This window comes from Leifsonia sp. 10L418, assembly GCF_056395445.1.
In genome coordinates this window covers 1-24,878 of record NZ_JBFTJN010000007.1, presented here as the reverse complement: position 1 = coordinate 24,878, position 24,878 = coordinate 1, and the positions used below count along the sequence as shown (strand labels likewise).

Annotated in this window: 24 protein-coding genes, 1 tRNA gene and 1 pseudogene; 9 read left to right on the top strand and 17 right to left on the bottom strand. The window is 63.7% G+C overall.

Annotated elements, in window-relative coordinates:
- Nucleotides 1–1,029: 1,029 nt before the first annotated feature.
- Nucleotides 1,030–1,983, bottom strand: a complete 954-nt coding sequence (locus tag AC1DCF_RS14290; protein ID WP_477211600.1) for an ArsR/SmtB family transcription factor — start codon at nucleotides 1,981–1,983, stop codon at nucleotides 1,030–1,032.
- 55 nt (nucleotides 1,984–2,038) lie between these two features.
- Here AC1DCF_RS14290 and AC1DCF_RS14285 point away from each other — a divergent pair, with 55 nt between their 5' ends.
- Entirely contained in the window at nucleotides 2,039–3,295 is a 1,257-nt protein-coding gene (locus AC1DCF_RS14285) for an MFS transporter (RefSeq protein WP_477211599.1), read from the top strand.
- A 691-nt stretch (nucleotides 3,296–3,986) separates the two neighbouring features.
- Here AC1DCF_RS14285 and AC1DCF_RS14280 read toward each other — a convergent pair.
- Entirely contained in the window at nucleotides 3,987–4,328 is a 342-nt protein-coding gene (locus tag AC1DCF_RS14280) for a rhodanese-like domain-containing protein (RefSeq protein WP_477211598.1), read from the bottom strand.
- Nucleotides 4,329–4,410: 82 nt separating this feature from the next.
- On the opposite strand from AC1DCF_RS14280, the gene AC1DCF_RS14275 reads away from it, so the two are divergent.
- Nucleotides 4,411–4,854, top strand: a complete 444-nt coding sequence (locus AC1DCF_RS14275) for a MarR family winged helix-turn-helix transcriptional regulator (RefSeq protein ID WP_477211597.1) — start codon at nucleotides 4,411–4,413, stop codon at nucleotides 4,852–4,854.
- A gap of 133 nt (nucleotides 4,855–4,987) precedes the next feature.
- On the opposite strand, the gene AC1DCF_RS14270 is transcribed toward AC1DCF_RS14275, so the two are convergent.
- Nucleotides 4,988–5,827, bottom strand: a complete 840-nt coding sequence (locus AC1DCF_RS14270) for an alpha/beta fold hydrolase (RefSeq protein WP_477211596.1) — start codon at nucleotides 5,825–5,827, stop codon at nucleotides 4,988–4,990.
- Complete coding sequence (locus tag AC1DCF_RS14265; RefSeq protein WP_477211595.1) at nucleotides 5,824–6,585, bottom strand: MBL fold metallo-hydrolase; 762 nt, start codon at nucleotides 6,583–6,585, stop codon at nucleotides 5,824–5,826. Before AC1DCF_RS14265 ends, AC1DCF_RS14270 begins: the two co-directional genes overlap by 4 nt.
- Before the next feature lie 180 nt (nucleotides 6,586–6,765).
- Between AC1DCF_RS14265 and AC1DCF_RS14260 the strand changes: the two genes are divergently transcribed.
- From AC1DCF_RS14260 to AC1DCF_RS14250, 3 genes are all read left to right on the top strand, one after another.
- On the top strand, nucleotides 6,766–7,389 hold the full coding sequence (locus tag AC1DCF_RS14260; RefSeq protein ID WP_477211594.1) for a TetR family transcriptional regulator C-terminal domain-containing protein: 624 nt from the start codon (nucleotides 6,766–6,768) through the stop codon (nucleotides 7,387–7,389).
- Between the two features lie 188 nt (nucleotides 7,390–7,577).
- Nucleotides 7,578–7,964 carry a hypothetical protein gene (locus tag AC1DCF_RS14255; RefSeq protein ID WP_477211593.1) on the top strand — a complete coding sequence of 129 codons (387 nt, stop codon included), beginning with the start codon at nucleotides 7,578–7,580 and terminating at the stop codon, nucleotides 7,962–7,964.
- A 334-nt stretch (nucleotides 7,965–8,298) separates the two neighbouring features.
- Entirely contained in the window at nucleotides 8,299–8,970 is a 672-nt protein-coding gene (locus tag AC1DCF_RS14250) for a cyclase family protein (protein WP_477211592.1), read from the top strand.
- A 311-nt stretch (nucleotides 8,971–9,281) separates the two neighbouring features.
- Here the strand turns inward: AC1DCF_RS14250 and AC1DCF_RS14245 are convergent, their stop codons facing one another.
- A complete protein-coding gene (locus AC1DCF_RS14245) occupies nucleotides 9,282–9,893 on the bottom strand; it encodes an HD domain-containing protein (RefSeq protein ID WP_477211591.1) in 612 nt (203 codons plus the stop codon).
- 468 nt (nucleotides 9,894–10,361) lie between these two features.
- On the opposite strand from AC1DCF_RS14245, the pseudogene AC1DCF_RS14240 reads away from it, so the two are divergent.
- Nucleotides 10,362–10,673, top strand: a pseudogene (locus AC1DCF_RS14240) (IS3-like element ISAar46 family transposase); the annotation flags it as partial.
- Nucleotides 10,674–11,238: 565 nt separating this feature from the next.
- Here the strand turns inward: AC1DCF_RS14240 and AC1DCF_RS14235 are convergent.
- The 3 genes from AC1DCF_RS14235 to AC1DCF_RS14225 form a co-directional block, all read right to left on the bottom strand.
- Nucleotides 11,239–12,411 carry a tyrosine-type recombinase/integrase gene (locus AC1DCF_RS14235; protein ID WP_477211590.1) on the bottom strand — a complete coding sequence of 391 codons (1,173 nt, stop codon included), beginning with the start codon at nucleotides 12,409–12,411 and terminating at the stop codon, nucleotides 11,239–11,241.
- A 21-nt stretch (nucleotides 12,412–12,432) separates the two neighbouring features.
- Nucleotides 12,433–12,687, bottom strand: a complete 255-nt coding sequence (locus AC1DCF_RS14230) for a helix-turn-helix domain-containing protein (protein WP_477211589.1) — start codon at nucleotides 12,685–12,687, stop codon at nucleotides 12,433–12,435.
- Between the two features lie 177 nt (nucleotides 12,688–12,864).
- Nucleotides 12,865–12,941: transfer RNA gene (locus tag AC1DCF_RS14225), tRNA-Pro, on the bottom strand.
- A gap of 118 nt (nucleotides 12,942–13,059) precedes the next feature.
- Between AC1DCF_RS14225 and AC1DCF_RS14220 the strand changes: the two genes are divergently transcribed.
- The 3 genes from AC1DCF_RS14220 (at nucleotide 13,060) to AC1DCF_RS14210 (ending at nucleotide 16,097) form a co-directional block, all read left to right on the top strand.
- Nucleotides 13,060–13,659 (top strand): GNAT family N-acetyltransferase, encoded by a 600-nt coding sequence (locus tag AC1DCF_RS14220; protein WP_477211588.1) that lies wholly within the window; start codon nucleotides 13,060–13,062, stop codon nucleotides 13,657–13,659.
- 152 nt (nucleotides 13,660–13,811) lie between these two features.
- Entirely contained in the window at nucleotides 13,812–14,297 is a 486-nt protein-coding gene (locus AC1DCF_RS14215) for a hypothetical protein (RefSeq protein WP_477211587.1), read from the top strand.
- 321 nt (nucleotides 14,298–14,618) lie between these two features.
- The gene (locus AC1DCF_RS14210) at nucleotides 14,619–16,097 is read left to right on the top strand and encodes a DUF2252 domain-containing protein (RefSeq protein WP_477211586.1); all 1,479 of its coding nucleotides are present in this window, start codon (nucleotides 14,619–14,621) and stop codon (nucleotides 16,095–16,097) included.
- A gap of 179 nt (nucleotides 16,098–16,276) precedes the next feature.
- On the opposite strand, the gene AC1DCF_RS14205 is transcribed toward AC1DCF_RS14210, so the two are convergent.
- The 9 genes from AC1DCF_RS14205 to AC1DCF_RS14165 form a co-directional block, all read right to left on the bottom strand.
- Nucleotides 16,277–16,819 (bottom strand): DUF4395 domain-containing protein, encoded by a 543-nt coding sequence (locus AC1DCF_RS14205; protein ID WP_477211585.1) that lies wholly within the window; start codon nucleotides 16,817–16,819, stop codon nucleotides 16,277–16,279.
- Nucleotides 16,803–17,246 carry a TlpA family protein disulfide reductase gene (locus tag AC1DCF_RS14200; protein WP_477211584.1) on the bottom strand — a complete coding sequence of 148 codons (444 nt, stop codon included), beginning with the start codon at nucleotides 17,244–17,246 and terminating at the stop codon, nucleotides 16,803–16,805. The genes AC1DCF_RS14205 and AC1DCF_RS14200 overlap by 17 nt, the downstream gene beginning before the upstream one ends.
- 330 nt (nucleotides 17,247–17,576) lie before the next feature.
- Complete coding sequence (der, locus tag AC1DCF_RS14195) at nucleotides 17,577–19,100, bottom strand: ribosome biogenesis GTPase Der (RefSeq protein WP_477211583.1); 1,524 nt, start codon at nucleotides 19,098–19,100, stop codon at nucleotides 17,577–17,579.
- Nucleotides 19,093–19,803, bottom strand: coding sequence for a (d)CMP kinase (gene cmk, locus AC1DCF_RS14190; RefSeq protein ID WP_477211582.1), 711 nt, complete (start codon nucleotides 19,801–19,803; stop codon nucleotides 19,093–19,095). The genes der and cmk overlap by 8 nt, the downstream gene beginning before the upstream one ends.
- Nucleotides 19,804–19,807: 4 nt before the next feature.
- Nucleotides 19,808–20,890, bottom strand: a complete 1,083-nt coding sequence (locus tag AC1DCF_RS14185; protein ID WP_477211581.1) for a prephenate dehydrogenase — start codon at nucleotides 20,888–20,890, stop codon at nucleotides 19,808–19,810.
- A 79-nt stretch (nucleotides 20,891–20,969) separates the two neighbouring features.
- Nucleotides 20,970–21,803, bottom strand: coding sequence for a pseudouridine synthase (locus AC1DCF_RS14180; RefSeq protein WP_477211580.1), 834 nt, complete (start codon nucleotides 21,801–21,803; stop codon nucleotides 20,970–20,972).
- A complete protein-coding gene (gene scpB / locus AC1DCF_RS14175; RefSeq protein WP_477211579.1) occupies nucleotides 21,800–22,441 on the bottom strand; it encodes an SMC-Scp complex subunit ScpB in 642 nt (213 codons plus the stop codon). Before scpB ends, AC1DCF_RS14180 begins: the two co-directional genes overlap by 4 nt.
- Nucleotides 22,431–23,240, bottom strand: coding sequence for a segregation and condensation protein A (locus AC1DCF_RS14170; RefSeq protein ID WP_477211578.1), 810 nt, complete (start codon nucleotides 23,238–23,240; stop codon nucleotides 22,431–22,433). Before AC1DCF_RS14170 ends, scpB begins: the two co-directional genes overlap by 11 nt.
- Nucleotides 23,224–24,111 (bottom strand): ParA family protein, encoded by an 888-nt coding sequence (locus AC1DCF_RS14165; protein ID WP_441789308.1) that lies wholly within the window; start codon nucleotides 24,109–24,111, stop codon nucleotides 23,224–23,226. Before AC1DCF_RS14165 ends, AC1DCF_RS14170 begins: the two co-directional genes overlap by 17 nt.
- Nucleotides 24,112–24,878 lie beyond the last annotated feature (767 nt).

Below are 24,878 nucleotides of genomic sequence, written 5' to 3'. Positions count from 1 at the left end.
ACATGCTCGGCACTGCTAAAGACTTCTTTTGTGCGGCGGGTAGGAATTGCTCCTGCTCGAATGAGTTCAACTGTGGCACACGGTGTCCCGCCGCCCGTCACCGTCGTGTGTTGCCACGCAACTCGGCGACCCCCGTCTGTTCGCGACAGCAGAGATCGGCTCGAGGTATCGAATCCCCACGTCGGGGACTACGCGAACGACGCCAGTATCGGGCAAGCTCATTCCATGCAAACAGGGACTAACAAGGGCTCAATGAGTCAGAGACGAAAACTCCGGGACCAAGCGTCCCGCGATGCGTACTTATCGGCCAAAAGCGTTCCATATCTGCCGGATGAACTCTCCGATGTGGCCCGCGCGTTCCTTCCGACTTCTCACGCCGATAGATTGACGATGGATCGCGTCTTTGAATTCGAGAAAGCTACCCGTCGAAACCCCGAAGCGCGTCTTCAGATCCTAGGAATCCTACGGTCGCATAGCGCAAACGGCGCCGAAGTACCGCTCAGCATGGTCGCTGTAATCATCTCTGCTTGTGCGCTGACATTCGCAGGAACCAACAGCCAAGCAGTAGTCGCGGTGATACTTGGCTCAGTTCTAGCCGTTGCCAGCATCTGGTTCGTACGCGTGGCATCAGCGGCTCACGCTCGTCGACTAACGGCGTCTGTGTGGCTCGCCGCCTACGAGGATGCGCTCGCGGGCAGGTACGGCTCACGCCAACGTCGCGGTCGTGGAAGCCGCCGATAACAGCTCATATGACCACTCGCCCCAGCGGCAAGCCAACAATCGTCAACGCCAATCGTCGTGCGCGCATATCGTCTCCATCGTTCGGGTCGGAAACGTTGGCACAACAGCTGGCGCACAGATTTTGGCACCGAAAAATGGGACGAGTTCCTCACCCATGCCCGCAACTCAATCGAATCCCTCAGCAATCAGGTGAAGAGCGGCAGCACCGAAGACATCGAAACCGCCAGTCGCCGACGCGTACGCGGCTTCCCGCCACCCAAATTCAACGTCGGCCGATTCTGTGATGCCCTACCCACCGAGAATCGCGGTGCCTAGCTCGCTTCGAAGATAAAGCACAGCGCGGCCGTGGCGCGTTGTGGTGACGAGGCGTCCGGCATGGAGTGCCCGCAGGTGCTGGTTGACTGCGGACGCTGTGACGCCCATGCGCATTCCTAGTTCTGTGGACGATGACGGCTCGCTGAGAACTGTCAGCAGGGCCGCTCGGGTTCGACCGAGTAGTTGGATGGCCCCTGAATCAGTCGCCAAGGTGTCGGTCTCCCACATTGCACCCTGGCCGCGTGCCGCGTACATAATCATCGGTGGTTCGTTGGGGTCGGTCGGTGCGCATGGGCCGCTGGTAAAAATGGTGGGCACGAAAGTAACACCGCGCCCTGCGACTGCTTTCGAGGCGGCAAGTTGGCACTTCATATGCACCGATACGACGGCGTTGGCGATGGACACCTTGGTATCGATGGTGTTGATCATCGCCGACAATCCGGCCTGAGCAATCTGCCGACCGCGATAGGCGATGTCAGCTTCAAGCAGCGTGCGCATCCGTAGCCAGTGTGGTTGGAAGCAGCTCTCCCAGTAGTGCTCGAGACTATCGGCTGTTCGGTCGAGTGCCGCTCTCGGATCGCCCCTGAGCACCGGCGGTATCTCACCGTGCAATTCCGAAATCTGCCGGATGAAGAGCGAAGGATCAGTCGAGCGGAATGTGTCCAGTTCGTCGGCGATGCGCGTGAGCGGAGATCCCGGTCGCGGATTGAGCAGGTCCGGCGTCCATAAACGCATGTCGATCAGCGCCATCAGCACTTCGGTATTCAGGCTTGCGCGCGCCCTTTCCGTGCGTCTCAGCCAGGGAAGCTGGAGCGGAAACCGGGCCGGATCCTTGATAGATCGTAGTGAGAGCCCCATCTCGCACAGGGGTGAAATACCGAACCGGACTTCGCCAACGTCTTCCTCGGTCAGCATGTAGGTCAGCATGAAGCAATAACCTACATCAGTTCTTTGGCTCGCTCACTTCTGGCAGAACTGACATGTGCCTACTAAAGCTCCCACCACCGACAGCATCGAAGTTCAACCTGACGGGCAGACAAACCAACAGGTACTACGAATTCTCGCCACCTCGATATTCTTCAACGCCCTTGGCCGCGGTGTCTTCTTCGCGCTCACCGTCCTGTACTTCACGTTGATCATCGGGCTCAGCGTCGCAGAGATCGCCGTAATTCTTACTCTCTCAAGCGCGGTAGGCGTGGGCACGTCGTGGCTCGGCGGCAGCCTCGCCGACAGATTGAGCGCTAGAAGACTCCTTCTTGCGCTGTTGGTGGTGGAAGGGCTCGCCTTAGTGTCCTACGCTTTCGCCTCATCGTTCTTTGTTGCGCTCATAATCGCCTGCGTGGTGACCGGGGCCAACAGCGGCAGCAAGGCCGTGAGAGCGGCCATCGTCGGCCGGGCCTTCGAAGGCGAAATCCGGATCAGGGCACGAGCGATTCTGCTGACTGTAGGAAATGTTGGAATTGCACTCGGCTCCGCTGCGGCGAGTATCCCGCTGTTGATGAACACGTCCGACGCGTACCGCATAACTCTCGGTATCGCAGCCCTGGCAACCCTAGGCAGCGCCGCACGTATCGCCGCCTTGCCACTGCGCGTAGACGCAATTGTGCTTTCGAAGGACGGCCGGGTGGCCTCTGCACACTTGGTTGGCCGGTCACCGTGGCGGGACCCACGCTATCTGGGGCTGGCAATGCTCTCTGCGTTATTTGGAATACAGTTCGGTCTCGCCGAAATTGGTCTCCCCTTATGGGTATTGCACCACACAGAGGCCCCTGTGGTCGTCGTGTCCATAGCTCTGATCGTCAACACCGTGTTGGTAGTCGCTCTGCAAATTCCACTCTCGCGAGGCAGCCATGACATTCGACGCGCAGGAAAAGCGGTCTCCTGGGCGGGCATCTTCATGGCTATTGCTTGCGCCGTGTATGCGGCGTCCGCAGGTGTGCCGCCCGTGGTGGCTATCGCGGTGATCATCGTCGCAACCATTGCCCACACGTTCGCTGAAATCCTCTCCTCGGCAGGCATCTGGGGCCTTAGCTACGAGCTCGCTGACCCGCGTAGCGCCGGCGCATACCAAGGACTATTCGCGATGGCGTTCTCAATCGGCACAATGGTGACCCCCGCTGTGATCGCCGTGACGGTTGTAGACAATGGAACGGCAGGCTGGGTCGCACTCGGCGCTATCTTCCTCGCGTCATCGGCCGGTATTCGCGCGATCGCCCACCGTGCCCCCTCTAACGCTTGATCGTGTCACCTCGCCACTGCTGATGGCAACTGACGGCTAGCCGCTTAGAACTCACGCCTCTTGGGAGGCCACCCGGGCAAGGCACAGATGGAATGCGGGCTACGAAGTCGATTTCCTGACACCTTGGTTCCGTCCTGCCTTCCTGAGTTGGGCAGTCGCGCGTTTTCTGCGGGCGCAGTACGAGCAGCGGATCGGCAACATCCGGCTTCTGATCGAGTCGGATCAGCTCCGCGGTCGCCGGAGCACAACGGCGGTGATCACCGAGCCGACGCGCCTCTGACGAGCAGCTGCCCGTCGGAGCTCCGGAATGGATGCAGAACGCGGCCAGCATGTTCCCGCTGACGTGGATGGCGCGGGGCATGCGCCGCGCGTTCCGGTCCGAGAGTTTCGCGAACTTCGAGCAGAACGGCTCTTGGGAATTCCCGCTGGTCGCCCTGAACCTGGCCATCTGGCTAGTTGTCGGGCTCGTGCTCAGCCGCGTTCGTCGATGGGCTACTCACCGGGATCAGTGCGCCTGGAAACAAGGGAACCCCTGGTTTCCGAGGAAACCAGGGGTCAAGGTCGGGAACTCAACCCAGGCGCGCGGCCCGATATAGGCGGCAGTAAGTCTTCTTGCCAGCAGGCGCCCGGGTCATCGAGCCTCGCCGCGGACATGTGCCCAGCTGCTGGCCCGACCAGATCGGTCATTCCATCAGGGACAGATGTATGCGCCCGACTCGATCGACAGACCAGCCTCTACCCAATCTTGAATGCCCTCCCTGTACTTGCGAACATTTGTGTATCCAGCTGCCGTGAGCATGTTCGCGACGTTCTGGCTGTTCGGACAGGAAGCATTCGAACAGTAGGTGATGATCGCGGCGTCCTTGTCCGGAAGCAAGCTCGTGGCCTGCTCTACGACATCCGCGCCCACGAGTGGCAGTGCTCCTGGAAGGTGCTGCTGCTCGTAGTAAATGCCTCCAAGCGCGTCGATGACGGTGACAGTTCGGGAGTCGATGGCTGCCTTGAGGTCGTCGCGGGTGATGAGTTTGGTCATGATGCCCTTTCGTGGTTTATGTGCGTGCGCACACAACAATACCTATGCGTGCGTGCGCACGCAACTCCTCTATGTTTAGGGCATGCCCTCTCGCAAGAAGCTCGCCGCCGACGCTTGGGGCGCACTGCTCCAAGTGCACGCCGCCCTCGTTCCCGCGCTGGACAAGGAAGTCCAAAGGCAGACCGGCCTGCCGCTGTCGTGGTACGACGTGCTGCTCGAGCTCGCAACAGAACCTGAAGGCCGACTACGAATAGGTGACCTCGCGGAGCGGGTCGTCCTTAGTCGATCGAGGGTCAGCCGTCTCGTCGACGAACTCGCGAGCCGAGGCCTGATCACCAAGGAGGAGCATCCAGGCGACCGGCGCTCAGCGTACGCGGCAATTACGAAAGTGGGACTAGCCGAGTTCCGTGCAACCGCTCCGGTCTATGTCCGCGCGATCGAATGTCAGTTCGCGTCCAACCTCACCGACGAGGATTTAGCACTATTGGGGCGAGTCCTCAACAAGATCCGGAAGCCCGCAGGGTGAACTCAAGAAATGCGGGGCGGTGGATCGAAGATAAGGGGGACCGGAACTGGGGCTATCGGCGGCCGTTTGCTACCGATCATGCGAACGATCGACCGTCACCCTTGCGCCCGGGAACCGGCGACTCGGCTTACGTTTAGACGAATTCGGTAATGGCGTCCACGACACGTCGATCGGTCAGGATTCGGTTGTGACCGAGCCCTTCGGTGTACACCACCGAGGTGGGACCAGCGTGGGCGCCGGCAATGAGCCCGGCCTGGTCGATGCCGACTATGGCATCTGAGGCATCATGCACCACGAGAAGCGGCATACGGTTGCTGCCTGAATCGAACTGGGACACAATCTGCCCCCACGCGAACGGGCTGGCATCAAACACCAGCCGATTGATTCGACCTCGGAAATGGACCTGCGCTCGCGTCGGTAACTGGATCATTCGGGTGAAGGTCGTCACGAGGTTCTCAAGGCTGTGCACTCCAGCGATTGTCGCCATTCGGCCCGTGGTGAGCCCCATCCGCACGGCCTGGAAAGCGGCAAGCACGCCGAATGAATGCCCGACAATAGCGTCGAAATGACCATAGCGAGCTTCAAGTTCCCGAATGATGCGTGCCCACTCAACAACGTCGGATGGCCCCTTGCCCGACGCCCCATGGCCGGGAGCATCAAATGAAACGATCATGCGGCCGTCGTTCGTCAGTGCCCGCACGAGATGGCTGAACCGGGACGCCCGGCTCCGCCACCCGTGCACGAGCAGAATCACCGAGTCTCCGGTGCCCCAGGTGTATACCGCCACGGAAGTGCGGCCGAATACCATGTGTTCCACGGCGGCGGTCTCGTGGATCTCCCGGTCCACCGCTCGCACGGAAGGTGGCCTGCCGAGATGCCAGAACATCGCCGACGCCGCGTGGGCAGCGATGCGAGGACTCACTGCGTCCAACAAGCGCATCGCTACGGGAACAATCGAATGGGGCACGCTCATGAAGCCTCTACCTCAAGGACTTGTGGCACCCCGGGAGTGAGCCATTTCAGGCGGTCAGTCAGACCGGCTCCCGCAAATGAAGCCGCGATCTCATCTTCCGTTTCCGTGAAGTGTTCCCACGAGGAGAAATGGATCGGCACCACCATGTCGGCCGCGAGAGAGGCAGTGAACTTGGCTGCGTTCGCGCTGTCCATACTGATCATCTGGTCCCCGAGTATGGCAAACTTCGCCGCGCCGAGATGCAGCACTGCTACTCCGACCGAGAACATTTCGCCGATTTGGTCAAGGTCGCTTTCATAGGTGGTGTCTCCGGAAATGTAAAGAACCTTCTCTTCGCCGGGGACCCGGAGGATGAATCCAATCACGTCCCCACCGGGACCGTGATGCGCAGGCGTCGCTGTGATGATCACGGAATTCTCCCCCACAGCGAACGTGTGGCTGCTCCAAGGGGCAATGCCAACCGCTTGGCCACCCAGCCGTCCAGCACCGCTTTCGGTGGTCATGACGGGCTTCCCCTCCAGCAACTTCCTGCCGGCCTCATCTAGATTGTCCGGGTGTTCGTCGTGACTGAGCAGCACGGCGTCAAATGGCGGAAGTTCGCTTGCGGACATGGCCGGCTCGATGGTGCTCCGCAGGACCACCGGCCCCGATACATACTCAGTAGGAGCGGGATCGAACACCGGATCGGTGAGGAACGTGAGACCGCCGAATTGAACGAGCATTGTTGCGGTGCCGATATGGGTCAGGGTTGTCTGCATGGGTGTTCCTTAGAATCTTGAATTTCAACATGTCGACCTTGTGGCCGGCACCAGGGCAGTCCGTGGTGAGGTAGACGGGTTCCCGAGCCTGAATCGCCACACGTACAGGTCCACCGACAGCAAGCCGAGGCGGACAATGAGGCGAATCAGTAACTATACGCACGAGCGTACACTAAGCTTGTGATCACACACCACGGAATAGAGGTCCATATGGATGGCAGGACGGCCAGAGGCCTGAAATCAAGAAAAAGTGTCATGGAGCAAGCGGTGAACATGGCGTCAATTGAAGGGCTCGGGGGTCTCTCGATGGGGGGTCTGGCGTCTCGTGCCGCTCTCAGTAAGAGCGGAGTAGCCGTATTGTTCGGTTCGAAAGAGCAGCTTCAGATCGCGACCGTCGAAGCGGCGCGAGAGGTTTTCATCGCCGCGGTCGTAGCGCCCTCCCTTAACGCCGCGCCCGGCTTGCAAAGACTTCGTGTCCTTCTTGACGCTTGGCTTTCCTACAGCCGCGACCGGGTCTTTGTCGGCGGATGTTTCTTCGCGGCGGCCAGCACGGAGTTGGATTCCAAATCGGGCCCGGTGAGGGAAGCAGTCGTGAAGGTGGTTCTTGAATGGCGCTCCTTGCTGGCGTCGGAAATCCAGGCGGCAGCCGACAGCGGAGAACTTCTTGAGGTCGACGTGAACCAACTGGTGTTCGAGACGACGGCATTCCTCGAGGCGGCAAATGCGCGTTCGCTCCTCAGCGGTTCGGCTGAGTCCTACGCCGCGGCGAAACGCGCGCTTGTCCGGATCTTTGGGGATTGGTAGTCAAAACTGCGAACAAGTGCCTGAGGATGACGAGCGGCGAATCTACTAGGCAGGAAGAAATTGAGAGCCTTTCGCCCGTCAGACGCCTTGGAGGGTTCGTCCTTCACTGTGCCGTTTGAACCCTCAGCTGCCCGGTTCGAAACGCACCCTATAGATTGCTTGGCACTAAACAAGAGGATGGATTTGTAATGCCGTTGGATCAGCTTTTCGCAATACTCGCCTGCTCCCTTCTGGCCGGCCTGACCATCTTCCAGGCCGCACTCATCGGTGGAGCTCCGCTGGGGAGGATGGCGTGGGGCGGGCAACACCGTGTCCTCCCTGCCAAACTGAGAATCGGGAGCGCGGTATCCATAGGCGTGTATGCCCTTTTCGCCTACACAGCGCTGGCCAAGGCCGTCGTAGTCCCAGCGTTGGTCAGCGAATCCTTTACTGCCATCACCATGTGGGTGATGACGGCATACTTCGTGCTCGGCGTCCTCATGAACGGGATCTCCCGCAGCAAACCCGAACGACTCATCATGACCCCCACCACGCTGGCCCTCGCGGCCCTCTACTTGGTCCTTGCGCTCCACTGAGGTAAGGGGGCAGGAGTGTGGCCCTGAGCTTCACGCCGTCCACGATGGTGATTGCTCCAGGTATCCCAGTCGAGCGATCCGGGCTCGCATCCGGACTCGCACACGTGAGCTCGCAGAACGGGGCGCCATCGGCGTCAGTGTTTTCAGCTCCATCGCGGCGATCGCAAGTATTGCAGCAGGATTCCATGCAGCAATCATCGCCGCGGGCGTAGCGGCGTTTCTTGCGGCGGTGCTGGCGACTTACCTTCTCGTCCGGTTCCGCCACCAAACGGCCTGACCGTATCGATGGCGATCTCGAATGATCACCATCGCACAACCATGAAAAGGAAACCCGATGCCTCACATCATCGACCTGAGTCACACCATCAGCGTCGGCCTCGTCACCTACCCAGGACTGCCCGCACCCACGATCACACCGTTCCTTTCTCGCGAGGACTCGCCGGCCCGATACGCGCCCGGAACCGAGTTCACGATGGACACAATTACCATGATCGGCAACACCGGCACCTACATCGACAGTCCCTTCCACTGCGTTGCCGGAGGAATCGACCTCGCCGGGCTTGAACTCGACTCGCTTGTCGGCCTCCGCGCCGAAGTCATCCATCTGCCTAACGCCCCCGCGCGGGGTGTCGATGCCAGCGCATTTCGCGGACGGGATCTCGCCGGATCCGCAGTGCTCCTCCACACGGGCTGGGATCGGCACTTCGGAACGCCAACCTACGGAGACGGCGCTCCCTACCTCACCGAAGAAGGGGCACGATTCCTCGTCGATGCCGGCGTCGGCCTGGTAGGAATCGACTCGCTGAATATCGACGACAAGGATTCCAGTGGCGAGCGACCGGTACACGCATTGTTGCTGGGCGCCGGCATCCATATCGTCGAACACCTCACCAACCTCGGCAAGCTACCGGCGCGCGGGGCAAGGTTCACCGCCGTTGCGCCGAAGATTGCAAACTTCGGCACCTTCCCGGTGCGTGCATTCGCCGAACTCGATCGACCAAGCTGAGATCGCTCGGCGGGCTCCGCCATCAATCCGCAGGGTATCTGCAACCCGATCAGAAACGACTACAGCGATTCGTCACACCGATTCAACCAACGTCCCTGGGCAGTACAGCTAGCCAGTCACTTGCAGTGGCGATTCTCAAGTAACTTCCTGCGCTCGACGCCGCAAGCATCGGCCGGGCTCGCCGAGTTGACCACATCACAGTGCGTGTTCGCGTGCAGGCCCGCAAACGGAACCCTCTGCGGGAACTTGGGGGTTCCCGACTAGAACGCGGCCCCTTGATGGGGAAGCGGCCGTCGGAGCATGGAAACGCATTACCGGTCGAGCACGCTTTCTAGCGGGTTCTCTTTCAGCTTCCGGGCAAGTCCACCGGTTACGAGCCGGTGCGCGGCGGTGGTCGGCTTGCGGGCGGCTTGGTCCATCACGCAGGCCGTGAATTCCTCTGCCAGCGTCAGGCGCGGATACGCGGCCATCACGTCGCGCAGGAATTCGGATGGGAGCATATCGGGGCGAGCTCCTGAGATGTCGAGGGCGGTGGCGATCTCGAGTAGGTACCCCTCTGCGTCCAGTGCCGGGTCCACCGATGGCCAGTTGTGGCGGACGATCACCTCAAGTGCTCGTTGACGTCGGGCAGGCGGCCATCCCGCCCCAGTAGTGAGCGCGACGGCGACGTGACCGCCCGCTTCTTCGTACGACAACCTGTTGTTGTCGAAATCCGGGGCCGTTCCGATGTCGTGTAGCACGGCCGAGACGTAGAGCAGTTCGTGGTCGATGTCTGTCCGCCCCTCTAGGACGGCGAATCCCTGCGCCCACAGCCACGACCGGATCACATGCGAGAGCAAGGCCGGTGTGTGATAGGTGGTCGCGAGTTCGAGGGCTGCCCGGGCAGCTGCAGTGTCAGGCGGGGTAAAGTCCTTCAGGCGCATGTTCACAATCCTGCACGACGCGACGCACCTGTATCCCACAGAACCTGCCAGTGTGTCCACAGAACCTGCCAGACAGTCGTTTCGTAAGACGGAGGTCTACCGAACGCTCCCCCGGAAGCTCGCGGTTGTCACTTTCAATAACCTCCTGCACAACGGGCCGCGTGTTTTCGGGGTCGTGCAGGCGAGCATTGAGCACTGGGTGTTCAGTACTCCTCTGCACGAGGTAAATCCTCCAAAGCATGTGGCATCGGCTCAATCTGGCAACGGATCCACTCGGGAAACCTACTTACCCTGCGAACAACTCAGCGTCATGAATTGCCCCGACGGCGCAACCGTCGCATCCCTACGTGTCAGGGTTGGGTGAGGCCAGTCACTCGCAGCAAGTCCGCCGCATGACGTAGGGCGAGAACCAGGAATCTATCCAGCATGTCCAGCCCTTCTTTGATCGCCGTGCGCGACGGTGGTCCCATGAGTAGCAGTAGCAGTAGTCCCCGGCCCCATTCTGGGGGTCCCACGCCGAGGCGCACGATCACTCCGGCGCAGAAGCTTGATCATCTGGCCGCGTATGAGGTGGCCATCGCCCTCAACGAGGGCGGTGCGTATTTGCGGGAGCAGGGCATCTATTCCTCGCTGATCACCGAGTGGCGAAAACTGCGCGACGCGGGAGTGCTCGCGGGTAAGAAGCCGGGCGAGAAGATTGGCCGGTTGAGCCCGGAGTAAGCCGAGATTGCACGGCTGCGCCGTCAGCTGGAAATTTCCGAGCGCCGACGGGCCACGACGGTGCCGGTTCGAGCGCTGCGCTGTCGATGAACATGAGCTTGACGTGGCCGGCGAAACCGCCGCGGCTGAAGCACCACCCGTCGCCGACTCCGTAGTACGACATGCCCAACTTCACGGAGCGCCGGAGGTTGGGCAGCGTCTTGGCCGCCAGTGCATCGACCGCTTCGGCGATGCCGCGCTGCGGCTGCGGCAGGCTGGCGATGTAGGCGAAGACCGGCTTGTCGCCGACCGCTGCTTTCGCGGGGCTTGCCCGGCCTGTCATGGCTTCGGGCAGTGTCCAGGCGGCGTCGCCTGGTGCCGCAGCGCCCGTGGCCGGTTTCTGGACGTCGCTCTTGCCGGTCTCCCCGCTGTCCATGGCGAAATCTCATTCCGCACGCCTCGTGAGTGGGCGCTCCCATCTCGCCCACAGCAGCCCAAAATGGCGATTGTGCATGGACAAACTTCGGTGTACAAAGGAAGCCAATTCCAGTTCTCAGTCCGCCCGCTCGTGAAGTGATCACCGAGGTTTCAGGGAAAACAGCAAAACCCCAGATGACACGGTACCGCCACCGTGGCGGCACCGTGTTCAATCGTCATCCTTCGCGAACGCCCGGTCGAGGAGTGCGGCGGTGGCCGGGTTCACCAGTTCGCTGCGTTGGATGTAGTGCATCACCGTGACCCTGGTGTCCGTGTGGCCGAGCAGTTCCGCGGCGAGTTCGATGCTGGCGTTGTCGTTGACCGCGGTCGCAACCGTGCGGCGGAACAGGTGCGGGGTCACCCCAGTAATGCCCGCTCCGTCGAGCACCTGTCGGAGCTGACGGCGCACGTTCGCGGTGGTCAGCGGGGTGCCGTCCCGGGACTGGAACAGCAGTGAATCCAGGCCCATACTCCCGACTTTGGCGAGCCGGCGGCGGACCGCGTCGGCGGTGAAGGTGGGCAGTGCGACAACGCGACTTGACCTGGCGGTCTTGGGGTGGTCCTGCCGGAAGGTCGGCTCGCCTTTGCGGCTGACGATCGTGCCGGCGATGCGGATGGACGGAACAGGGCTGGTGATGTCGATGTCGCGGCGGCGGATGGCCAACACCTCGCCGATGCGGGCCGAGGTGCCGAGCATGACCTCGACGATCGCGCCGAGCTGGCCGTCGGGCTTGGGGCCGGAGATGTGGTCGGCGGCGATCTCCCACTGGGCGATCGCGGCGCGGATCACGTTGACTTCGGGGGCGGTGAGAGCCTCGGGGATGTGCGGCTCGCGGTAGAGGCGGGAGACGTGGTCCATCGGGTTGCGCGGCAGGACCTCGTGCCGCACCGCCAACTCCAGCGCCAGCCGCAGGACGACCCGGGCCTGCTTGGCGCGGTTGTAGGAAAGCTTCGCCAGCTGCTTGATGAACTTGTCGCAGCGGGCGACGCCGATCTCGCGCAGCGTGAGGCGATCGAACGCCGGTGACACGAGGGTGCGCATATTGCGCTCGTACAGGTTCCGGGTGGTCTTGGAGATCCGGCCCTCCAGGTCGATGTCCTCCAACCAGTAGGTCACCAGGTCACTGAATAGGCTGTCGGGTGAGAGTGAAGTGTCGGCGGGTTGGAACAGGTCCCGGTCGGCGAGCTTGGCCTTCAGTGCCCGCTCGGCGGCCTTGGCGGTAGCGCCGGTGGCCTGCACCAGACGCGCGTGGCCGTCCCAGTCGCGGTAGCGGGTTCTCGCCTCGTATCGGCCGGTTGGCGTTTTACGGGTGCCGATGTCGCCGAACGTGCCGATTGTCAACCGGTGCCGGGCCATCTCAGCTCACCGCCGATCGGGGCGCCCGGGCGGGCTGGAGGGCTCGCGCTGCTGGGCGATCCAGGCCCGCACGTCGGAGACGGCGAACTTGAGGTGTTTGCCGAACCGGTAGGCAGTGGGTCCTTTGCCGTGCACCCGCCAGTCGTAGACCGTGGAGATCGGGATGCCCAGGTAGGTCGCCAGCTCGGCAACGTCCATCAGGGGCTCGAGCCCCCAGGCGCTGGTGGGAGGAGCGGTTGGGTTGTCGTCGTGGATGCTCATGCCCAGAAGGTGCGCGCCACGATCCCGGACGATCGGCAGCGACTGAAAACGACGTCGGCGCCCCGGACAACAGGGCCGGCTCAGCGGCTCCAAAACGGTGAAAGTGATGGGGTAGTGATGGGTTAATCAAATCTCTAACCAAAAAAGTCCCGGAAACCCTTGAGTTTCCGGGACATTTGGTCGGGCTGACAGGATTTGAACCTGCGACCCCCTGACCCCCAGTCAGGTGCGCTACCAAGCTGCGCTACAGCCCGTTGCTACTCCCCCAAACGCATCCCGGCGAACCGATTTGCACCTGCAAGAGACAACTCGAATAGCTTACCGCCTCCGCAGACCCTTTGCGCACACCCGGCATCGCGTTAGCGTGGCAGCATGCCCGTGCTCTCCGATTTGACCGTACGCCCCGTCGACACCGTGCCGTGGGATGACGTGCGCACTGTCTTTGGAATCCGCGGCGATCCGGCCGGTTGCTGGTGCCAATTCTTCAAGCTGAGCAACGCCGAATGGAACGACCGCCCCCGTGAAGAATTCAGCCGGACGCTGCGTGAACAGATTGAGGCACCGACACCCGCCCCGGGCGTGTTGGCCTATCTCGGCGACGAACCGGTCGGCTGGTGCGCGGTCGAGCCCCGGCCGAATTACAGTCGGCTCAAACGGATGCCCCTGGTCGCGGCGGGCGGACTCGATGACCTCGACGACGCATCCGTCTGGGCTGTGACCTGCTTCGTCGTCCGCGTCGGCTTTCGAAAGCGCGGGGTGAGCGGCGCCCTGTTGCAGGGAGCCGTCGAGCACGCCCGCGCGCACGGCGCACGGATCGTCGAGGCCTACCCCGTCGACGTCGCCGAGCGACCCAGAGCTTCCTCGGCCGACCTCTATCACGGGCCGCTCTCGCTCTTCGAGCGCGCCGGGTTCACCGTCGCCGCACGCCCGAAATCCGACCGTGCCGTGGTGCAACTGCGGCTCACCGACTAGGCGCTATCAAGCAAACATCGCCGACACGCCCGCACCGCCGCTGGCAGTAAGAGATTGCGAGGATCCTCAGGCCCCTCATAGAAACCACATAGCTGACTCCCCTACGGTTTTCAGTGGCCCGCTTCGGGCCGCTCAACACGACGAAGGAAATCATGTCTCCGAAAACTCCCGGCGCCCCGACGAAAACCAACTACTCGCTGGCCATTCTGTGGTTGGCCTCGGTGGTTGTCGGCCTCGTCGGCTACGTGCTCATGACCTCGTCGAACTCCGGCCAGGCCGACCTCTACACGAAGCAGTCGGCCGACTACGGCAAGCTCTTCACCCTGCAGTCGGGCAGCTCGCTCGGCGCCACCCTCATCGGTGTCGGCGTACTGGGCCTGCTCATCGCTCTGGCCATTCACGCTGTGTCGTTCGTGATCGCACGCTCGGCAGTCGCTGCGGCCGCTGTGAGCGAAGCCGACTTCGCCGACACGGATGATGACATCGTCATCGCGGCACCCACCGCGACTGCTCCTGCGGTTGCGTTCACGGCCCCGGAGACGCCCGTTTCGGCGGCGGAGACTGCAACGGTTGACGCTCCCGCCGTTGCCGACGACGAGACGCCGGCAGCACCGACCGAAGGCGACACCAAGGCCTAATCCAGATCTGACGAAGGCGGTCCGGCGCGAAAGCGCGGGGCCGCCTTTTTGTGCGTTGATCGAGCTCGTCGAGATCACGCGAGCCGATCTCTGAACCCGGCGCGGGATCCAAGGACCGTCTGACGGAGGTCTCGACAAGCTCGACCACCGGATCGCGCGAGCGGATGTCGGAACTCGGCGCGGGATCCAAGGACCGACTGACGGAGGTCTCGACAAGCTCGACCACCGGATCGCGCGAGCGGATGTCGGAACACTACGTGCAATCCGGGGATCAGTGGGAGTACCCTGATCCACACCCTTCATCGGTGAAAGGCGGGCGAAATGAACGGTTCCTCCTCGCGGCACAGGTTCGAGCACCCGCCGATCACCACGTTGGATGATCGTCTGAAGGCTGGGCGTCAGGCCCGACAGACACTGCCCCGAACGGCCCATTCCGAGTACACCGCCGATGCCGGGCGCGATCCACTCGACATCCTGCGCCAGCAGAACGAGGGCCGACTGCCCTGGCTGGTGCCGCTGCGCCTGGAACGGATGATGCAAAACCCGTTCGCGTTCTACCGCGGCACCGCCGCCCTGCAAGCCGCCGACCTCGCCGGCGCCCCGACGACCGGTGCCGGTGTGGTGCTCTGCGGTGACGCCCACATCTCGAATTTCGGGCTCTTCGCCTCGCCGCAACGCACGATGGTCTTCGATCTGAACGACTTCGACGAGGCCGCCTTCGGCCCGTGGGAGTGGGACGTGAAACGCTTCGTCACTAGTGTCGTCATCGCCGGCAGGCACAAGGGGTTCTCGTCTCGCGAAGTGCGCGAAGCCGCACACGCCGCTGCCGCCGCGTATCGGCTGGGGCTCAATGAAATGCTCGAACTCGACACCCTCGAGCGTTATTACCGCCGCGCCGAGGTGAACCTGGGGTCTTCTCGCTACGGCAAGGACACCCAGCTGGTGATCGACCAGGCGCTCACCGCCTCGGCACGTCGCACTTCCGCCCGGGAACTCAACCGGATCACCGAACTCGGCGACGACGGCACGATCTCCATCGTCGAACGACCACCGACCCTGACCCATGTCCCTCCGGACTACGAGTTCCAAGTCAAGGAAATGATTGAGACCTACCGGCACTCGGTCTCGCCCGACATCGCCTTCTTGCTCTCTCAGTACACCGTGACGGATATCGTGCGCCGCGTCGTCGGTGTCGGCAGCGTCGGCACTCGTTGCTTCATCGCGGTGCTCACCGGGCCAAGCGGCGAGGGTCTGATCCTGCAGATCAAGGAGGCCGGGCGTTCGGTGCTCAACGAGTATGGCGGCATCGAGCCGGTCGTCTCCCACCTCAACGAACCGGAAGCCCTCACCGCGGATCACGGCCTCCGAGTCGTCGCCAACCAACGCATCCTGCAGGCGGTTTCTGACCCGTTCCTCGGCTACTTCACGGGCATCGGGCTGGGGTTTTACGTGCGCCAGTTTCGCGACCGCAACATCTCGATCGACATTGAGGCGCTGAAACGCAACACCTTTCTCGACTATGTCGACGCCTGCGGTCGGTTATTGGCTCGTGCCCACTCACAGAGCCCCAATGCGGCATTTGCCGCCGGTTACATTGGCAACTCCGATGCTTTCACCACTGCGGTTACCGAGTGGGCTCACGCCTACGCCGATCAATCGCACGCAGACTTCGTGCAGCTGGGCGAAGCGATCAGAGCCGGAACCTTCCCCATGCCCGACATGTCGCCCGAATTGGCGCTGGCCCGCGCGCAGGAGAAGGCGCGGGCGCAGGGGTTGTTCAGGGGCACTGCCCGCCAGTGAGTGAGCCTGTCGGTTTCGGTGATTGAGCCTGTCGAAATCACGCGACCAACGTCTCGAGACCGGCCCACCAGGTCTCGACAAGCTCGACCAACGGATCGGTGATTGAGCCTGTCGAAATCACGCGACCAGAGTCTCGAGACCGGCCCACCGGGTCTCGACGGGCTCGACCAACGGGATGGTCAGGCCGCGCGCACCCGGCCGAGCACCCCGGCCCGCACGAGCAGCACGTACAACTGGCAGCCGAGGCAGTAGCCGAACACGGAGTTCAGAAACGCCGCCACAAAGGCTGCCGCCGCCGCGATCGGCACGGCGGGCGCGACACCGAGGAGCCCGATCACCACACCGATCAGCGTCACGAAAAGTCCGACCCCCTGTGCGAACGTCGGCGGAGCCGGGTCTTCCAGCTCGGTTGGCGCTTGCAAGTGCGGGCGCACCAGCTTCTTGAACAGCAGCCCGTAGGGGTGACGCTTGACCCCGGCAAACGCACCCCAAGCGAACAGTGCCGCAATCGCTGCGAGCAGGACCAACGCCGCGACGGACGCCCCCACCAGCGCCAAGAAGACCACCGCCAGCAGCAGCACGGCCGTGATCGCAGCGCTGAACCGAGGCCCGCGCGGGTCGATCCCCGCGCTGCGCTGCGTGTTGTCCTGCGTGTTGTCCTGCGTGTTGTCCTGCGTGCCGCCTGCCGAACCGGCACCCGATGTATTAGCCGCTGTGGACATGGTCACTCCTGACAAGATCGTCGAGTTGCGTGGTGAGCTGACTCCGGTTGGGCACGCCATTGATCCGAGCGCGGATGCGCCCCGACCCGTCGAGCACGATCGTCGTCGGGGTCTGCAGAATGTTGAAGCGGTTCGCGAGATCCGCGCGGTGTGTGAGGTCGATGTCGAGGTGCACGACGCCGGGTCGGGCGTCGGCCACCGCGCCGAGCAGCCGGTGCGTTCCCGGGCAGCGCGAGCAGAGGTCGGTACTGAACTGCAGCAGCGTCGCGCGGGCGCCGAACGGGGCCGAGCTGGCGACATCCGTCGGGCGGATCAACTCGGACGCAACGACGCGGAGCCGCCCCTGTTGGCGGCGCCAGACCAGGCCGAGCCCGGTCGCGACGGCGACCAGGCCGAGCACGAGAGTGAGCGCGGCGAGCGGATGCATGCTGCCGACGCTACGCCAGCCGCCGCGCTCCCTGCGGAGTGTGACAGGACATTACGTGGTTCCGGTGGTCGAGCCTGTCGAGATCCCGCGACCACGTCTCGAGATCGGCCCACGCGGTCTCGACAAGCTCGACCAACGGGAATCCCACGCCAGAGATCGGCCCACTTGGTCTCGACAGGCTCGACCAACGGGATGGCCAGGTCCGGAGATCGACTCACGAGATCTCGAGACGCGGCCGACTTCGTCGGGCGCTCCTCGATCAACGAGACGGGAGGAGACGCAAAAGAGCCCGCCCCGACCGAAGTCGAGACGGGCTCGTAAGACCAACAGCTACTTGTTGCGCGCGCGCTTCTCGCGAACTCGCATGCTGATGTTGATCGGGCTGCCGATGAATCCATAGATCTCGCGCAGACGACGCGTGATATAGCGGCGGTACCCCGGGTCGAGGAACCCGGTGGTGAAGATGACGAATGTCGGCGGACGGCTGGACGCCTGCGTACCGAACAGGATGCGGGGCTGCTTGCCACCACGCACGGGGTGCGGGTGTGCCGCGGCGAGCTCGGCCAAGAACGCGTTGAACTTGCCGGTGGCGACGCGGGTGTCCCACGACTCGAGAGCGATCTCGAGAGCAGGAACCAGCTTCTCCATGTGGCGACCGGTGCGCGCCGAGATGTTCACGCGCGGGGCCCAGGCCACGTGGGCCAGGTCCTGCTCGATTTCACGCTCGAGGTAGCGGCGACGGTCGTCGTCGATCATGTCCCACTTGTTGAACGCGAGCACGAGCGCACGGCCCGACTCGAGAACCAAGTCGATGATGCGCACATCCTGCTCGCTGATGACCTCGGTGACGTCGATCAGAACGACGGCGACTTCGGCCTTTTCCAGCGCGGCACTGGTGCGCAGCGAGGCGTAGAAGTCGGCGCCCTGCGAGAGGTGCACGCGACGACGGATGCCGGCGGTGTCAACGAAACGCCAGACCTTGCCGCCGAGCTCAACCTGCTCGTCAACCGGGTCGCGGGTGGTGCCGGCCATCTCGTTGACGACGACACGTTCTTCGCCGACAACCTTGTTGAGCAGGCTGGACTTGCCCACGTTCGGGCGGCCGAGCAGGGCGACGCGGCGCGGGCCGCCGACTTCCTGCTTGGCAACGTTCGAGATCTCGGGCAGTTCCAGAAGGATCGCGTCGAGAAGGTCAGCCACGCCACGCCCGTGCAGAGCGGAGACCGGCCAGGGCTGGCCGAGGCCGAGCGCCCAGAGGTTGGCCGCTTCGGGCTCCTGACGGATGTCGTCGACCTTGTTGGCGACGAGGAAGACGGGTTTGCCGCTCTTGCGCAGCATCTTGACGACGGCCTCGTCGGTGGAGGTCGGGCCAACGTTGGAGTCAACGATGAACATGACCAGGTCGCAGAGGTCGATCGCGATCTCGGCCTGCATGGCGACGGATGCGTCGATGCCCTTGGCGTCGGGCTCCCAGCCGCCGGTGTCGACGAGGCTGAACCGGCGCTCGTTCCACTCACCCTTGTAGGTGACGCGGTCACGGGTGACGCCGGGGGTGTCCTCGACGACTGCCTCGCGGCGGCCGAGGATACGGTTCACCAGTGCTGACTTGCCCACGTTCGGGCGGCCGACGATGGCGATGACCGGCAGGGCCGGCAGGTACTGAATGGCGTCGGGGTCTTCCGTCGCCAGGTTGAGAACGTCGAAGTCCTCTTCATCAAGTTCATAGTCGTCGAGGCCGGAACGCAACGCCGCGGCGCGGGTTACTTCCAATTCCTCGTCAAGGTTCGCCAGCTTGTCGGCCAGCTCGTCGTCGACGAGCTCGGGGCTCGTGTCGTCGTAATCGTTGCTATTCATGCGAGTTCCTCGCGGTACGTGTGGTGATGACGTCGATGACCGCGTCAATGGTCTGCTCGAAGTCGAGATGGGTGGAGTCGACGGTGGTCACACCGTCTGCGGCGCTCATGAACTCGACAACCTTCGAGTCAGCCAAGTCTCTCGATCGCAGCTGTTCTGCTACTGTTTCGGCCGATTGGGTCGATATTTCCAGAGAGCGCCTAGCCATTCTAGCCTCTTCGGATGCTGTGAGAAGGATGCGAGCGTCGGCGCCGGGCGCCACGACGGTCGTGATGTCGCGGCCTTCGATCACAATTCCGGGCTTCAGCACGTCGCGGGCGATGCGCCGGAACAGGTTGGTGAGGTGCTCGCGCACGGCCGGAACCTTGGCGATCGCGCTGACCGCTGACGTCACCCGTGGCTCACGGATGGCGTCGGTCACGTCGGTGTCGCCGACCTGCACGATGTAGTCATCGGGGTCGGTGCCGATGAAGTAGTCGAAGTCCACCAGCAACGTCGCGACAGCATCCGCATCGCTCATGTCGATGCCCCGCGAAAGCGCGAACCAGGCGAACGCGCGGTAGGCGGCGCCGGTGTCGAGAAACGCGTAGCCGAGGCGACGGGCCGCCGCCTTGCTGACGCTGGACTTGCCGCTGCCGGCCGGTCCGTCGATGGCGACGACGATGGGAACGTCGTCGGGAGTCGTGTGGGTGTTCAGGGTCATACGGTTATCCGGCAATCCGCCAGCCGCGCGCGGCCAGCTCATCGGTGAGGCGGGCGACCACCTCGGGTAGAACAGAAATTTCGACCAGGCCGATCTCGGCCCCGGGCGAGTGCTCGAGACGCAGGTCTTCGAGGTTCACCCCGATCTCGCCGATCTCGTGCAGCAGGCGGGCGAGCTGGCCCGGGGTGTCGTCGATCATCACGATCATCGACGAGAACTGGCGGTCGTGACCGTGCTTGCCGGGCAGGCGGGCGACGCCGGCGTTGCCGCCGATCATCTCTTCGGCCACCTTGCGACGCGCGCCGGGCGCGGCCGGGTCGGCGAGCGCGTCGATGAACCGATCGAGGTCGTCGCGGTAGGTGAGCAGGATGTCCCGCACCGGCTTCGCGTTCGCGCCCAGAATCTGCACCCAGAGGTCGGCGTCGCTCGCGGCCAGACGGGTCATGTCACGCACGCCCTGACCGGCGAGGTTCAGCGACGCATGCGGAGCGTCGGCGAGCTGGCGGCCAAGGATCGTGGAGATCACCTGGGGAACGTGCGAAACGAGCGCCACTCCCCTGTCGTGTTCCTCGGGGGTCATTTCGATGAGCACGGCGCCGAGGTCGAGAATCAGATCGTCGATCGCATTGGCCTTCTGGTAGCTGATGCCGCCGTGCGCGGCGACCACCCAGGGACGACCGATGAACAGGTCGGCGCGGCCCGAGAGGGGTCCGCCGCGTTCCCGGCCGGCCATCGGGTGCGAGCCGATGTAGCGGGACACGTCGGCGCCCCGCTCCCGCAGTTCGGCCAGGGGGGCCAGCTTGACGCTGGCGACATCCGTCACGATCGCGTTCGGAAACGCGTCGAGCTCGCGCGCGACGATTTCGGCCGTCACATCAGGCGGAACACAGACCACGATCAGCTGCGGTTCGTCATCGTCACGGGCGGCACGGCCGGCCCCGTAGTCGATGGCGATGCTGAGGTTCGTGGGCGAGGCGTCGGCGAGGATCGTCTCAATGCCGCGGTTGCGGAGGCCGAGGCCCACGCTGGTTCCGAGCAGGCCGACACCGACGATGCGAACCGGCCCGACGAGGCGACTCTCCACCACTCACGTTCTCCTTGCTGTGTGAAGCTTGCTGGCTAGTGCTGACTGGTGCCAGCTCGCTGCTGACTGCAGCTTGGGGCTGCTAGTTGGCGGCGTCTGAATTGTCGGAGGCCGGGGAGGCGGCACCCTGCGCCGGACGCGCAGCGCGCGACACCGTGAGCAGCTCGCCGAGTTCAACCTTAGTGAGGTCGCGCACGGCGCCGGCCCGCAAAGTGCCGAGGTTCAGGGGCCCGAACTGGCGGCGCACCAGGTCGACGACCGGGTGACCGACGGCATCCAACATACGACGCACGATGCGGTTGCGGCCGGAGTGCAGGGTGATCTCGACGAGGCTGAAGCCGTCGCCGCCCTGACCGGTGAGCACGCGGGCCTTGTCGGCTGCGATCGGGCCGTCTTCGAGCTCGATGCCGTTCTGCAGAGCGGCGATGGTCTGCGCGGTGACGCGGCGCTCCACCTTGGCGATGTAGGTCTTGGTCACACCGAACGAGGGGTGCGCAAGCACGTGCGCGAGGTCACCGTCGTTGGTGAGAATGAGCAGACCGCTGGTCATCGCGTCCAGGCGTCCGACGTTGAAGAGGCGTTCCTCGTAGTCCTTGGTGAACTCGCGCAGGTCGGGGCGACCGCTCTCGTCCTGCATCGACGACACGACGCCGACCGGCTTGTTCAGCATCAGGTAGCGGCGGCTGGTGTCGAGCTGCACGGCGATGTTGTCCACGGCGATCTCGTCGGTCTCCGGGTGGATGCGACGCCCGGCTTCGGTCACGACCTTGCCGTTCACGCGCACGCGGCCGGCGGCGATCATCTCTTCAGAGACGCGGCGGGAGGCGACTCCGGCGGAGGCCATCACCTTCTGCAGACGTACGCCGTCTACGGCTGCTTCGGGGTTGCCGGCGTCGGGTGCGAAATCGCTGGTCATCGTAGATCCTCAAATCCTTCTGCGCCGTCATCGAGCAACGGCGATAAGTGTGGCAACTCGTCGAGCGAGTTGATTCCGAGCTGGGTCAGCAGCAAGTCTGTGGTGGCGTAGTTGATCGCACCCGTCTCGCTGTCGGTGAAGGCCTCAGTGATCAAACCACGGCCGAGGAGGGTGCGTACCACTCCATCGACGTTGACGGCCCTGATTGAGGCTACCGCCCCGCGGCTGATCGGTTGCTTATAGGCGATCACCGCGAGTGTCTCCAAAGCGGCCTGCGAGAGCCGGCTCGGGTTCTGGGTGAGCACAAAGTCGGTGACCAGTTCGTCGTGCGTCGCCCGCACGTAGATGCGCCAGCCGCCGGCGACCTCGCGCAGTTCGAAGCCGCGGCGCACGGTGCCACCGAAGCCGTTGCCGTCGCCGTCGAAATCCGCGACGAGGCGGGCGACCGCGGCGCGCACGACGGGCAGCGGTTCGTCGAGGGCACTGGCCAGGTGAACCAGGCTCTGCGGCTCGTCGGCCACGATCAGGATGGCTTCGAGCTTGCGGTCGAGAGCCGAGTCGCGGTCGGCGGATGTTGCATCCGTCGTCGCGGTGTTGCCTGCGATCGCGTTGTCAGTTGTCGCGTTGTCAGTTGTCATAGTCGGCTCCGAGGTTCGCGAGGTTTTCTTCTGACCAGTTCTCGGCGCACCAGCGCAGGCTGAGCTCGCCGAGTGGTTCAATCTGTTCGAACGAGAGCGCGCCGCGCCGGTAGAGCTCGAGCACGGCCAGAAAGCGGGCGATGACGACGCCCTTCTGGTCGGCGCCGACGATCAGCTCGCGAAAGCTCACGCTGTCGGCGGCGCGCAGAATCGCCACGACGTGCGCGGCCTGCTCACGGATGCTGACCAGCGGCGCATGCAGGTGGTCGAGGCCGACGCTCGGCAGCTCTTTCGGCGTCAGCGCGAGCGTGGCCAGGGCGGCGAAGTCGGCCGGGGTGAGCGTCCAGATCAGTTCGGGGGTCTGCTGACGGTACTTCTCTTCGAGCCGCACCGAGCGCACATGCCGGGCGGATTCGGTTTCGAGCTGTCCGGCGAACCAGGCCGACGCCTCCTTGAACGCGCGGTATTGCAGCAGCCGGGCGAAGAGCAGGTCGCGTGCCTCGAGCAGGGCCACGTCTTCGGCGTCGACGAGCTCGCCGAGCGGCAGCAGCCCGGCCACCTTGAGGTCGAGCAGGGTCGCCGCGACGACCAGAAACTCGGTGGCCTGATCGAGTTCCTCGGCCGAGTCGAGGCCGCGCAGGTAGGAGATGAACTCGTCGGTGACCCGGCTGAGCGCGATCTCGGTGATGTCGAGTTCGTGCTTGCCGATCAGGGTGAGAAGCAGATCGAACGGGCCCTCGAAGTTGCCGAGGGCCACCGAGAAGGCGGGAGTTTCGACCGCGTTAGGCGACAGCGCCACGCTGGATCAGTTCCCGCGCCATCTGGCGGTAGGCCTTGGCCGCCGGGTGTTCCGGAGCGAAATCGGTGATCGGCTGCCCGGCCACGCTGGCGTCGGGGAACTTGACCGTGCGGCCGATGACCGTCTCGAGCACCTGGTTGCCGAACGCGTCAACTACACGCTCCAGAACCTCACGCGAGTGCAGCGTGCGGGAGTCGTACATGGTCGCCAGGATGCCGTCGAGCTCGATGGCCGGGTTCAGCCGGTCGCGCACCTTGTCGATCGTCTCGATCAGCAGGGCGACGCCGCGCAGCGCGAAGAACTCGCACTCGAGCGGGATGAGCACGCCGTGGCTGGCCGTCAGGGCATTCACGGTCAGGATGCCGAGCGACGGCTGGCAGTCGATCAGAATGACGTCGTAGTCGGCCGAGACCTTGCGCAGCACGCGGGCCAGAATCTGCTCGCGGGCAACCTCGTTGACGAGGTGCACTTCGGCGGCCGAGAGGTCAATGTTGGCCGGGATGATGTCCAGGCCCTGCACGTTGGTGTGCTGGATGGCGTCGAACGGGTCTTTCGATCCGCTCAGCAGCAGGTCGTAGATGGTGGCCACGTCGTGGGTGGGCACGCCGAGGCCGGCCGAGAGGGCGCCCTGCGGGTCGAAGTCGACGACGAGCACGCGGCGGCCGTAGCCGGCGAGCGCCGCAGCCAGGTTGATGGTGGTCGTGGTCTTGCCGACGCCACCCTTCTGGTTGCAGAGCGAGATGATGCGGGCGGGGCCATGAAGCTTGAGGGGGCGCGGGTCGGGAAACTCTCGCAGCGGGCGTCCTGTGGGGCCGACAGCCTTCACTTCGAGCCCCGGGAGCTCTGTCCGGTTGTCCTGCCTACGCGCCACTGAGATGTCCTCTATCCGTCCTGCAGCCAATTACCTGCTCGATTCTAGCGAGAGAGCGGCCTCCGGATGGCGCGCATCGCCGCATCAGGCCCGGTCCGGCCCCGAATTCGTGCTTCAGATGTGGCTAACTCAGGAAATCCCAGCGATCTCCCGAAATTGCGCGCATGATTCTGCGGATGCTGCGGCGACGCATCCGTTTTTCCTGAGTTAGCCACGGGACTCGGCTCGTTCGGGGTCGCACCCGTCCGGACTTCCGTCCCGTACCAAAATCAGGTCGAGACCTCCGGCCGGTACCGAAATCAGGAGCGGAGGTGTGTCGGCCTGCCGAAACCGGCGAAATAGCCCGGTTTCAGGGCCGCGACACACCTCCGTTCCTGAATTGGGTACCCGGCCGAATCGGTGGTCGAGCCTGTCGAGACCTCCGCCGGCCGATCCTCGGACGCGACCACACTTCAGAGATCGGCTCACCCGATCTCTGTAATGGTCACTAGCTGGTCTGGCTATCAGCTGGCAGGTTGGTTCTCATGCGCACGGTGGGGTGTGACTCGCCGGATCTCTGACCGTTCTTTGGAACGTGTCTTGCTGTCGACTTGTCCACYCCRCYGMACGCGTGAGGGCCGGCCTGCGATCCTCGACGTGACTTGATCAGAAGCCCGTCCGAACCCCCACAGGGTCCGTGACTCATTACAGAGATGTCCGTGAGGAATCCCAGGCCGGCACGTAATAACACCCGCATTTTCAACGATGTAAGGAGTGATGTAAGGAGT